Origin of the sequence: Amycolatopsis sp. NPDC051071 (genome assembly GCF_040682875.1) — a bacterium.
Classification (GTDB): Bacteria; Actinomycetota; Actinomycetes; order Mycobacteriales; family Pseudonocardiaceae; genus Amycolatopsis.
Window position 1 is genome coordinate 1 of the sequence record NZ_JBFBBY010000218.1, and the last position, 11,038, is coordinate 11,038.

Genomic DNA, 11,038 nt, shown 5'->3' on the forward strand with positions numbered 1-11,038 from the left:
CCTCGTACCGGGTCGTACTCGGTCGAAGGGCCCGCGCCGCCAGGGGCCGCCTGGGCGCGAAGACCACGAACGAGATTTGCCAGACACGCCCTAGTGATGCGCGGTGACCGCCGGGGCGCCGGTGGGCTTGCGGACGAACAGCGAACCGACGAACGCGGCCAGCCCGACCCCGCCGGCGACCATGAAGGTGGTGCGGATCCCCGCCGCGTCGGGGCTGCTCGCCCCGGCCGTCACCGTGCTCGCCGTGGCCACCGCGATGAACATGGCGGTGCCGAGCGCGCCGGCGACCTGCTGCAGGGTGGAGAGGATCGCGCTGCCGTGGGAGTAGAGGTGATTGGGCAGCGAACCGAGGGACTCGGTCATCAGCGGCGTCATCATCAGGCCGAGCCCGGCCATCAGGAGTACGTGGATGGCGATCACCGCGACCAGCGGTGACCCCGGCCCGAGCAGGGCGAACAGCCACAGCGAAACCGCCATCGCGGCCGCGCCGGGGATGACCAGCGGGCGGGCGCCGAAGCGGTCGAACAACGCGCCGACCGGGCGGCCGAGCAGGCCGAGGACCAAGCCGCCGGGCAGCACGGCCAGCCCGCTGACGAACGTGCTGGTGTGCAGGACGGTCTGCAGGTACAGCGGCAGCAGGATCGCCGCGGCGCCGATCAGGCAGACGAACAGCAGCGCGGTCAGCACCAGCGAGACGACGAAGCTGCGATGGGTGAACGGCCGCAGATCCAGCAGCGCGCGGTTCTGCCGCTGCAGCCGCAGCTGACGCCAGGTGAACAGCACGAGCGAGACGACACCGACGACGATCGGCACCCACGACGGCAGCGGCTGGTGACCGCCCGCCGGCTCGCCGGACATCGACAGGCCGAACAGCACGCCGCCGAAACCGATGGCGGACAGGAATACCGAGAGCACGTCCAGCGGTACCTTGCGGGTGTCGCTGTCGAGCCGCAGCCGCAGCGCGCCGACCACCAAGGCGGCGAGCGAGAGCGGCAGCACGATCCAGAACATCCAGCGCCAGCCCAGCGAGGACAGCACGGCGCCGCCGATGGTCGGGCCGATGGCGGGGGCGACCGCGATGACGATGGTGATCGTGCCCATCGTGGCGCCGCGCTTCTCCACCGGGACAAGGCGCATCACCGTGGTCATCAGCAGCGGCAGCATGACCGCCGTACCGCACGCCTGGATGACGCGGCCGACCAGCAGGAGTGCGAAGCCGGGTGCGACGGCGCTCACCAGGGTGCCGAGGCTGAACAGGGTCAGCGACGCGAGGAAGACCTGGCGCGGGGTGAAGCGTTCGAGAAGGAAGCCGGTGATCGGGATGACGACGGCCATCGTCAGCAGGAAGCCACTGGTCAGCCACTGGACCGTGGTGGTCGGGACCTTGAGGTCGACGGTCAGGTCACGCAGCGCGACGCTCAGGATCGTCTCGTTGAGGATCATCACGAACGCCGACAGGACCAGGACTCCGATCAGGAGCCCGGAGCTCGCCGGGGCCCTTTCCTGGTCGGGAGTGGTTTTGGGCATGGTCTCGGTCATCAGTGGTGAACTCCTGGAAGGCTGCGCTCGCGATAGGGCCGCCCTCGGCGCCGGGGTCGCCGACAGCGAAGGCGTGGCAGATACCTGTGCAGTCTGCCTGGACCGGTCGCTTCGTGTCACGTCGATTTCCGTAGTGAATACGGTCACTACGTTGCGGGCGGGCGCGGACTCGGCACGCGAGAAGAACGAATTCCCGCTCACCACAAGGCAAAATCGCTCTGTGGGCAGAGAGATCGCAGTGGATCGATGGCGTTCGGTACGTCGCGCCTATCGGGTGACGGGGACGCGGTTCGCCGAGCTGGTGACCGGCGGTCCGGATCCACAGGCGATGGTGACGGCGGACTGGACGGTGGCCGACACCGTCGCCCACGTCGCGTCGATTGCGAGGATGTACCGGTCGCTGGCCCGGCCGGACGACGCGTCGATACTGGGCGATCGGGCGCGGGAACAGCTCGAAAAGACCACTGTGGACACGGTTTCGGTACTGAACACCTTGGTGCTGAGCGACTTTCCCGAACGCGACGTCGGCCTGCTGGTGAAAGGGTTGCTCGCTGACATCGAGGAAGTGCTGCGGGTGACCGAGGACGCCGATCCGGCGACGCCGGTGAGCTGGCTGGGTGACTCGAAGGTGCCGCTGGCAGGCGTCCTCGCCCACCTGGTCAACGAACTGCAGATCCACGGCTGGGACATCGCCCGTGCGCTGAAGCTCCCGTGGACGATGCCGCCGGAGGACGCGGCCTTGTTCTTCGACCTGTTCCTGGTGGGCCTGCTGAACCACGACGCCGGTCACCTGCTCGACACGGCGGAACCGCCACGTGACCGGCGGATCGCCGTCGCCTTCAGCTCCGCGTACACCACGCCGGTCGTGCTGGTGCTGCACCGGGGACGCGTCACCGCCGAGGAACCCGGCGGCCCGGTCGACGCGCGGATCTCGTTCGATCCGCCGTCGCTGAACCTGATGCTGTTCCACCGGGTCGGGAAGGTGCGCTCGGCGCTGACGCGCAAGATCGTCGTCAGCGGCCCCCGGCCCTGGCTTCTGCCCGCTTTCCTGCGGGTTGTCCGGTTGCCTTAGGCCGGGGGTGGATCGGTATCCGCCGCGTTGATGAAGGAATTGGGACGTTGAGTGTCCTAACTCCTTCATCAACGAGCCCGGAACCAGCGCCCACTTGTTGGCGAGCGAGAAAGATGGCCATCACCCTGGTGAACCCGGCGGGACTGCCGGGGATCCCCGTCTACCGGCAGGTTTCGATCGCGACCGGGTCGAAGCTCGTCTTCGTCGCGGGGCAGGTCGCCTGGGACGCGGACGGCGCCCCGTCGGCGAAGGCGACCTCGTCGCGCAGGTCGAACAGTGCTACCTCAACATCGCGACCGCGCTCGCCGGGGCGGGCGCCACTTTCGACGACGTCGCGAAGCTGACCGTCTACGTCGTCGGCTGGACCCCGGACAAACTGGCCCTGTTCTCGAAGGGGTGGACCGGGCCGCCGCCGAACTGGATGGCACCCCGGTCCCGCCGGGCACGCTGATCGGCGTCGCCGCGCTGGACGTGCCCGAGCACCTGGTCGAGGTCGAGGCCACCGCGGTCATCGACTGAGGCTTACTGCCCGCGGGCCGCACGCCAGATCGGGCTGTCGACGTAGTGGTTGTCGTACTGCTTCGACGAAGCCGCGATCTCCGAGGGGTCGGCTTCGCCGCGGGCGACCCGATCGAGGAGCCGGTAGTAGTCGAAGCGCGCCATACCTGGCGTGAACGTCACGAGGACGTCGGCGTCCGAATCGGCGGCGGGACCGAAGGCATGCGGCACCCGCGGCGGCACCGCGAGGAAGTCACCCTTCTCCAGGGTGTGCAGGGTTTCTTCGACGAGTACCTGGAGCTTTCCTTCGAGCACGAAGAAGAACTCGGTCGCACGGGTGTGGAAGTGCGCCGGGGTACCGAAGATGCCCTGCTTCAGGGTCGCGCGGTTCGTGGTGAAGCCGCCGTCGGTGGTGTCCGAGTCGGCCAGCAGGGTGATGTCGCTACCCGGCGCGTCGCTGACGATCTCGGCGTCGGCGGCCCGGAGCAGGATGGGGTCGAACATGGTGGTGAGCTCCTTGGTTTTCGGTGTTCAGCGGGCTCGCTGACAGGAGAAAGAATCACCCGGACGGCGACCTTCATCAACACCGGAGACCGCACCGATCGATAACCTGGACGTTATCATTCGGTGCGGTGCTCACCAGGACAGGGCGGTTCGCTGGGCCGGGACGATCGCGCTGAGCTCGGCCGAGAACAACCGCATCAGCGGAGGTAGCCGGTACGTGTCCTCCTCTCCCCACTCGGCGAGCCCGAGATCGACCAGCCGATCCAGCGCGGCCTCGGCCTTCAGCGGGCAGGTGTCGAGGACGGCGGCCGCCTGAGCGGTCCGGCACACCTCGAACCCCGGCCTGCCGAGCAGGCGGAACGCGGCCGCGGCCAACGGGTCCTTGCCTGCCGCGATCGGCCGGAACGCCGACGAGTACAGCGCACGCAGGGATTCCCCGCCGAAGCCGAGCTCGTCCAGCCTGCTTTCCTCGGGGGCGAGCCGGTGCGCCAGCCACGACAACGGCCGTGTCGGCCGATTGGCCAGGATGGTGCCCGCGATCCGCAGCGCGGCCGGGATTCCGTGGCAATGCCGGACGATGGCGGCCGCCGCGCGGGGCTCCGCCTCCACTTTGGACCGGCAGGCCTGCCCGGCGAGCACGTCCAGCCCGTCCTCATCGGACAACGGGCCGAGCGCGATGTGCTCGGCGCCGTCCAGCATCAACGGCGAACGGCCGGTGATCAGCACCGCGCACGGGCCGCGCGCCGGGATCAGCGCGCGGAGTGCGGCGGATTCGGTCGCGCCGTCGAGCACCAGCAGCACCGCGCGATGGGCGAGGTGCGAACGCAGCACGGCGGCCGCCTCGTCCGGCGTCCACGGGATGTCCGACGCGGGAACGCCGAGATGTCTCAGCAGGCGCGGAGGAACCCGGGAAGCCGGACCGTCGACGCTCAGGTCGACGTACAACTGTCCACCAGGGAACCGCGCGCCGACCCGGTGCGCCACCTCCAGCACCAGCGCGCTCTTCCCGATCCCGCACGGGCCGTGCACCACGGCGACCTTCGGCCGGGACCGGTCGGTCCCGACGAGCAGCGAGGCCAGGCGCGCGGCGTCGTCCGCCCGGCCGGCGAACGACCGGCACCGCGCCGGAAGTTCTTGCGGCACGGCCGTTTCGGGCTCCCGCGGGTGGACGGTGGTGGTGACGGACGAGGGGGAGACCGCCGTGAGTCCCGGATCCCGGTCCAGTACCGCCCGGTGCAACTTGGCGAGGTCCGGTGACGGCTCCAGCCCGAGCCGGTCCGCGAGCACCCGGCGACAGTCGGTGTAGACGGCGAGCGCCCCGGCGGGATCACCGGATCGGTACAGAGCGGTCATGAGATGCGCCCATGGCCGTTCCCGCAACGGATGTTCGGCGACGAACTCCCGCAGCGGGGCGATCACCTCGCGATGCTCGCCGAGCCGGAGCCGGGCGTCGAGATGGTCTTCGGCGACCGAGAGCCGGAGTTCCTCGACCGGCGCGATCGAGCCGGCGAGCGCCTCGTTGTCGGCGAGATCTTCCAACACCGCGCCACGGCAGCCGGAAAGTGCTTCACCGAGGTGACGGACGGCGGCGGCGAAGTCACCGCGTGCGAGCGCCGCGCGACCGGTCCCTGCCCGCTCTGTGAACGCGTGGAGGTCCAATTCCCCTTGTCGCAGAAGGATTTCGTAGCCGAAGGTGCGGCCGGAGATGCGTTCTCCCGGCAGCGCGCTCCGTAACCGGTTCGCGTAGGTACGCAGGTTGGCGACCGCCGAAAGCGGCGGCTCGTCTCCCCACAACGTCTGGATCAGCCTGCGGATCGGGACGGTTCGGCCGGGGTGCAACAGCAACGCGGCCAGAAGATTGCGCTGTTTGGCCGAGCCCAGCGCGATCGTCCCGCCTTCGGTGTGTACCTCGAGCCTCCCCAGAACCCTGAACTCGATCGACGACACTCACACCTCTCCCGAGAGTTGGAGACAGAAACGTGAGACCCCTTAAGGCAGTTCTATCACCTCCGACTTTGCCGGACGTTCATCTCGCGTCAGGCGCACAGCCGATACACGCGTGCGTGTATCGGCACTATCGCTCTTCGTGTACCGGCCTTTCCTACGTTGGGCGCTGCCGAAGCCGTCCGGCTCGGAGGAAGTGAGGAGCGCGGAACATGCGCAAGACATTGGGATCCTTCAGCGACAAGCTGCTGAGCGTGTTCGTGGCCAAGGCCGACGTGGGTGCCGGCTGCCCGCCCGACCCGTTCACCAGGCACTGCTACTGCCGTGAACGCAGCGACTTCCGGCAGAACTGTTCGACAAACGGTGCCTGCAAGGTGTTCTGCGGACCCTGTTACGCCTTCCGGATCTGCGGAGGCTGATCGACACCACGGGCGGCGGCCGGCGCGCGAGCACCGGCCGCCGCCCCGCGGCACCCTGCCCGTCCCTCTTCCTCCACTGGAGAACACCATGCCCATCCTGACCGCCGCCGTCGTGCTCGTCGGACTCCTGTGCGTGCTGGACCTGCTGCTCAGCTTTGGCATCATCCGGCGGCTGCGCGAGCAGAACGAGACCTTGAAGAACGTGCAGCGGAACGCCGCCGCCCAACCGGAGATCGCGCTGCCCGCGGGCGCGACCGTCGGCGCCTTCTCCGCCACCACCGTCGGCGGCGCCGAGCTGTCCACCGCGGACATCGACGGCACCCGCGCCCTGGTCGGCTTCTTCTCGCCGAACTGCACCCCGTGCAAGGAGCGGATGCCCGAGTTCATCGAGTACGCCACCGGCTTCGAGGGAAAGGTGATCGCGATCGCCGCCGGGAACGAGGAGGAGACGGCCGACATGGTCGTCCGGCTCGGTGAGGTCGCCGAGGTGATCCGCGAGTTCGACGGCGGTGACGTGCACCAGGCCTTCGGTGCCTCCGGCTATCCCGCGCTCTGCGTGGTCGAGGCCGACCGGACCGTGCTGGCCAGCGGGTGGGAGATGTCGGCCCTGCCGGTGCCGGCCAAGCTGTGAACACCTCCCTCGGCGCCCGCCGGGTACTGAGCCTGCTCTGGGCGGCGGTCCGCCTGACCCGGCGGGCCGCCCCGGTGGGCACGCCGTTGTACCTGGCGCTGTCACTGGTCGGCGGGGTCGTCCCGATCGTGACCGCGTGGTGCATGAAGGTGCTCCTCGACGGGCTGGCCGACGGCGAGATCTGGCTGACCCTGCTGCCGTGGGCGGTCGCGCTCGCCGTCGCGGGCCTGATGGCGGGCCTGCTTCCCGTCGGGACGGAGTACCTGAAGCAGCGGCTCGACCGCTCCGTCGCCGTGGTGACGATGGACCGGCTCTACCGCGCGATGGGCAGGCTGGCCGGGATCGCGAGGATGGAGGACCCGCGATTCCGCGACAAGCTCCGGCTTGCCCAGCAGACCGGTCGCAGCGGACCTGGCCAGCTCGTCGACGACGGCATCGGCTCGGTGCAGGCGGCCGTCACGCTCGGCGGGTTCCTGGGGACCTTGCTCGTGATCAACGCGGGGATGGCGTTGATCGTGCTGCTCGCGGCGATCCCCGCCCTGATCGCCAACCTGCGGCTGAGCCAGGCGCGGGCTCGTGTCATGTGGTCGATCGCGCCCACCGAACGACGCGAGGTGTTCTACGCCGACCTGCTGGCGAGCCTGGACGCCGCCAAGGAACTGAGGCTGCTGGGACTCAGCGATTTGTTCCGGCGGCGGATGCTCGTCGAACTGACCGCGGCGCACGCCGTCGTCGAGGGGCAGGACCGCCGGGACGCGCGGATACACGGCCTGCTGGCCGGGCTGACCGCGGTGGTTTCGGCCGGTGGCCTGCTCTGGGCGGCGTGGCTGGCCGCGCACGGCAGGCTTTCACTCGGCGACATCGCGATCTTCGTGGCGGCCGTCGGCGGGGTGCAGGGCGCGCTGCAGGGCCTCGTCGCACGGCTGGCCTCGGCGCACCATTCGACGTTGCTGTTCGACCACTACGAAGAGATCGAAGCGCAGGGGCCGGATCTTCCGGTTCCGGCCACGCCTCGGCAGCTCCCGGCACTGCGTTCGGGGATCGAACTGCGTGACGTCTGGTTCCGCTACGCCGAGGACCAGCCGTGGGTACTGCGTGGCGTGAACCTGACCATCCCGCACGGCCACGCGCTGGCACTGGTCGGGCTGAACGGCGCCGGGAAGTCGACGATGGTCAAACTGCTGTGCCGGTTCTACGATCCGGGCCGCGGCGCGATCCTGTGGGACGGCGTGGATCTGCGTGACGTCCCGGTCGACGATCTGCGTGCGCGGATCGGCGCGGTGTTCCAGGACTACATGTGTTACGACCTCAGTGCCGCCGAGAACATCGGTCTCGGCGATGTGTCCATTATGGATGATCGTGACCGGGTAATGGCGGCGGCGCGACGGGCGGGCGCGCACGACATCGTCGCCGGGTTGCCGCGTGGGTACGACACCTTCCTTTCCCGGATGTTCTTCGACGAGACGGACCGGGACGACCCCGAGACCGGCGTGCTGCTGTCGGGCGGGCAGTGGCAGCGGCTCGCGCTGGCGCGGGCGTTCCTGCGTGATCGCCGGGATCTGATGATCCTGGACGAGCCGAGTTCGGGATTGGACGCGGAGGCCGAGCACGAGGTGCACAGCAGTCTGCGGCGGCACCGGGAAGGCGCGACCAGTGTGCTGATCTCGCACCGCCTCGGCGCGGTCCGCGACGCGGCGGCGATCGCGGTACTGGCGGAGGGCCGGGTCGCCGAACTCGGCACGCACGACGAATTGATCGCCTCCGGCGGGGAATACGCGCGGTTGTTCCGCCTGCAGGCTTCGGGTTACGACGAGGTGGTGTCCCAGTGATGTATGTGCTGTTCGCGGTGGCGATGGTGATCGTCGTCGCCGTCGCGTGGCTGCTGATGCTGCGCAGGCGGCTGATCGTGGTGACGGTGCACGGGGTGAGCATGGAGCCCACGTACGTCGCCGGTGATCGGCTGCTCGTGCGCCGATCGAGGCTGGAGCGGGTGCGGACCGGGCAGGTCGTCGTGGTGCAGGGCGGACCCGGCAAGCCTGGCGATCCGACCGCCGGACGTTTGGTGAAACGCGCGGTGGCGGTGCCGGGCGACCCGATACCGTCACAGATCCCGGTGCCCGGAGACGTCGTGCCCGAGGGAAACCTGCTGGTACTGGGGGACAACCCGGCACGCAGCAACGACTCCCGGCGACTCGGCTACATCCCGGCGGACGCGTTGATCGGCGTCGTGCTCCGCCCGATCGGACAGAGGTGAGACATGGTTTACGTGGCCGTGTTCGCGATGGTCCTTTGTGGACTCGTGCTGCTGGTCTCCGCGATCAGCAAGGTACGGGGTAAGTCCGCCTATGCCGAGTTCGTGGCCTCGGTGCCCGCCTTCGGGATCCCGGCACGCTGGACGCGGCTGTTCGCCGCGCTCACCTTGGGCGCGGAGTTCCTTGTCGCCGCACTCCTGCTGCCCGCCGGTGTGCTAGTCACCGCCGGATCCGAGACCGGCTGGTGGCTCGCCGCCGGGGGACTGGTGCTCGCGGCGGGCTTGTTCGGCGTGCTGACCGCCGCGGTATGGCGTGCGGTGGCGCGCCGGACCGGCGCGGCTTGCCGCTGCTTCGGCCCGGCGCGGACAGTGCTCGCGCCGCGGCACGTGGTGCGGAACGCGCTGCTGCTGGTGTCCGCCGCTTTCGGCGCTGTCGCGCTCCTCGGGGTGTCCGATGTGGAGCCCGTCGCGGGCGTGCTCGCGGCGGCCGTCGGTGCGGTGGGCGCGGTGGCGGTCGTGCGGTTCGAGGACCTGGCGGAACTCTTCGCCGGTCCCGCCCCCACCCCGCGCTGACCTACTTGCGGTCGGTGCGGACGTCAGGCGGCGAAGACCTGGGAGTCGTCGGCGAAAGCCTTGAACTCCAGCGCGTTGCCCGCCGGGTCCAGCAGGAACATCGTCCACTGCTCACCGGTCTGCCCCTCGAAGCGCACGTAGGGCTCGATGACGAACTGGGTCTTCGCGGCGCGCAGGCGATCCGCCAGCTTCCGGAATTCGGGCACGGTGAGGATCAGGCCGAAGTGGGGGACGGGCACGTCGTGTCCGTCGACGGGGTTGTGGATCCGCTGCGGCCGTTCCGGCGCGAGGTGCGTGACGAACTGGTGCCCGTGCAGGTTCCAGTCGATCCAGGTGGCGGAACTGCGGCCCTGGTCGAGCCCGAGGACTTCGCCGTAGAAGGTGCGGGCGGCGGCCAGGTCGTCGACCGGCATGGCGAGGTGGAAGCGCGGAATGGGGGAGTCGAGGACGGTCATTTTCTGGAGATCCTTCCCGGCTGACGGCTGCTTGTCGTAATGTTAACATTACGACATAAGTTTCCCGAGGAGGATGACGATGAGCGAATCCGGCCGCGTGGAGCCGGCGCGTCGTCGCGGGCTGGCCGACGAGGTCGCTGACAGGGTCAGGGACGCCATCTTCGGCGGCGCCTATCCACCCGGCGCGCAGTTGCGCGAGGTGGAACTTTCGGCGGCGCTCGGGGTCAGCCGCGGCCCGGTGCGCGAAGCGCTGCTCAAGCTGGAGCGCGAAGGCCTTGTCAGCAGCGAATGGCATCGCGGCGCGATCGTCACCACACTGTCCGAAGTGGACGTCGCCGAACTCGACAGCCTGCGTTCGGCCTTGGAACAGCTGGCTGTCCGGCTGGTGGTCGCGAACGCCGCGGACCTCACCGCGATCGACGAGGTCGTGGCGCGGATGGACCGGGCGCGTGACGAGCACGAAATGGTGCGCTGCGACATCGACTTCCACGACGCGGTCTACGCGGCTTCCGGGCACCGCCGGCTCGGCGAGGCATGGCGGGCGATCCGGTCGCAGGTGTACTTGTTCCTGCTCACCCGGATCGGCGTGAGTTCCGAGGGTTACCTCGCGAACATCCCGGCGGAACACCGGCGGCTGGCGGCTGCTCTCCGTGCTCGCGACGTCGAGAAGGCGCTCGAGCTCTTCGCCGCGCACCGCGGGCAGGCCCTCGACGTGCTGTCGTGAGTGATTTGGGTCGTTCTAACGAAGGGTGTTTTAGGTACCTACGGCGGGTGAGCCGGATAGCGGCCGGGTCCTTGGAGGACTTCTTGAGGGACCCAGAGTTCCTCAAGGTGCCTCTCGCCCGGCCCGGAAGGCCATCACGAGCGCAGCAGCAGCACCAGTCACCACGGTGGCGCGTGAAGGACTCCTTCCCTCGGCTCAGCCGAGGAAACTCGACCTTCACACCTTCCCCAGTACAGGAAGGGGGCCTTCCTGTACTTCACGCGAGCAACGCCGCAGGTGACGCGTAAGTGCTGAAGAGCGGATTTGCTCTAGCGACCCACAACACTCACGAGACCCTGCCCGCTCGGTACCGGCGCCCGTTGCTCGCCTCAAGTACAGGAAGGCCCCCTTCCTTGCGCCTAGGGGGGCCTTCCTGTACCTAGGCAAGG

General features: G+C 69.1%; 11 protein-coding genes and 1 pseudogene. 8 read left to right on the forward strand and 4 right to left on the reverse strand.

The window, feature by feature from the left end; translation table 11 throughout:
- Positions 1-90 precede the first annotated feature (90 nt).
- Positions 91-1,539 carry a DHA2 family efflux MFS transporter permease subunit gene (locus AB0M65_RS37440; protein WP_364039124.1) on the reverse strand — a complete coding sequence of 483 codons (1,449 nt, stop codon included), beginning with the start codon at positions 1,537-1,539 and terminating at the stop codon, positions 91-93.
- Positions 1,540-1,837: 298 nt separating this feature from the next.
- Between AB0M65_RS37440 and AB0M65_RS37445 the strand changes: the two genes are divergently transcribed.
- On the forward strand, positions 1,838-2,611 hold the full coding sequence (locus tag AB0M65_RS37445; protein WP_364039154.1) for a maleylpyruvate isomerase N-terminal domain-containing protein: 774 nt from the start codon (positions 1,838-1,840) through the stop codon (positions 2,609-2,611).
- A gap of 113 nt (positions 2,612-2,724) precedes the next feature.
- Positions 2,725-3,130: pseudogene (locus tag AB0M65_RS37450) on the forward strand (RidA family protein).
- 3 nt (positions 3,131-3,133) lie between these two features.
- Here the strand turns inward: AB0M65_RS37450 and AB0M65_RS37455 are convergent.
- Both AB0M65_RS37455 and AB0M65_RS37460 read right to left on the reverse strand, forming a co-directional pair.
- Entirely contained in the window at positions 3,134-3,613 is a 480-nt protein-coding gene (locus AB0M65_RS37455) for a cupin domain-containing protein (RefSeq protein ID WP_364039127.1), read from the reverse strand.
- Positions 3,614-3,745: 132 nt separating this feature from the next.
- The gene (locus AB0M65_RS37460; RefSeq protein ID WP_364039130.1) at positions 3,746-5,560 is read right to left on the reverse strand and encodes a BTAD domain-containing putative transcriptional regulator; all 1,815 of its coding nucleotides are present in this window, start codon (positions 5,558-5,560) and stop codon (positions 3,746-3,748) included.
- A 209-nt stretch (positions 5,561-5,769) separates the two neighbouring features.
- On the opposite strand from AB0M65_RS37460, the gene AB0M65_RS37465 reads away from it, so the two are divergent.
- The 5 genes from AB0M65_RS37465 (at position 5,770) to AB0M65_RS37485 (ending at position 9,431) form a co-directional block, all read left to right on the forward strand.
- A complete protein-coding gene (locus AB0M65_RS37465) occupies positions 5,770-5,976 on the forward strand; it encodes a hypothetical protein (protein ID WP_364039133.1) in 207 nt (68 codons plus the stop codon).
- Positions 5,977-6,064: 88 nt separating this feature from the next.
- Positions 6,065-6,607 (forward strand): TlpA disulfide reductase family protein, encoded by a 543-nt coding sequence (locus AB0M65_RS37470; RefSeq protein WP_364039136.1) that lies wholly within the window; start codon positions 6,065-6,067, stop codon positions 6,605-6,607.
- Positions 6,604-8,436 carry an ABC transporter ATP-binding protein gene (locus tag AB0M65_RS37475; protein ID WP_364039139.1) on the forward strand — a complete coding sequence of 611 codons (1,833 nt, stop codon included), beginning with the start codon at positions 6,604-6,606 and terminating at the stop codon, positions 8,434-8,436. The genes AB0M65_RS37470 and AB0M65_RS37475 overlap by 4 nt, the downstream gene beginning before the upstream one ends.
- A complete protein-coding gene (locus AB0M65_RS37480; protein WP_364039142.1) occupies positions 8,436-8,861 on the forward strand; it encodes a S26 family signal peptidase in 426 nt (141 codons plus the stop codon). Before AB0M65_RS37475 ends, AB0M65_RS37480 begins: the two co-directional genes overlap by 1 nt.
- A 3-nt stretch (positions 8,862-8,864) precedes the next feature.
- On the forward strand, positions 8,865-9,431 hold the full coding sequence (locus AB0M65_RS37485; protein ID WP_364039145.1) for a MauE/DoxX family redox-associated membrane protein: 567 nt from the start codon (positions 8,865-8,867) through the stop codon (positions 9,429-9,431).
- Between the two features lie 23 nt (positions 9,432-9,454).
- On the opposite strand, the gene AB0M65_RS37490 is transcribed toward AB0M65_RS37485, so the two are convergent.
- A complete protein-coding gene (locus AB0M65_RS37490; protein WP_364039148.1) occupies positions 9,455-9,886 on the reverse strand; it encodes a VOC family protein in 432 nt (143 codons plus the stop codon).
- Positions 9,887-9,965: 79 nt separating this feature from the next.
- Between AB0M65_RS37490 and AB0M65_RS37495 the strand changes: the two genes are divergently transcribed.
- A complete protein-coding gene (locus AB0M65_RS37495) occupies positions 9,966-10,610 on the forward strand; it encodes a GntR family transcriptional regulator (RefSeq protein ID WP_364039151.1) in 645 nt (214 codons plus the stop codon).
- Positions 10,611-11,038: the final 428 nt, after the last annotated feature.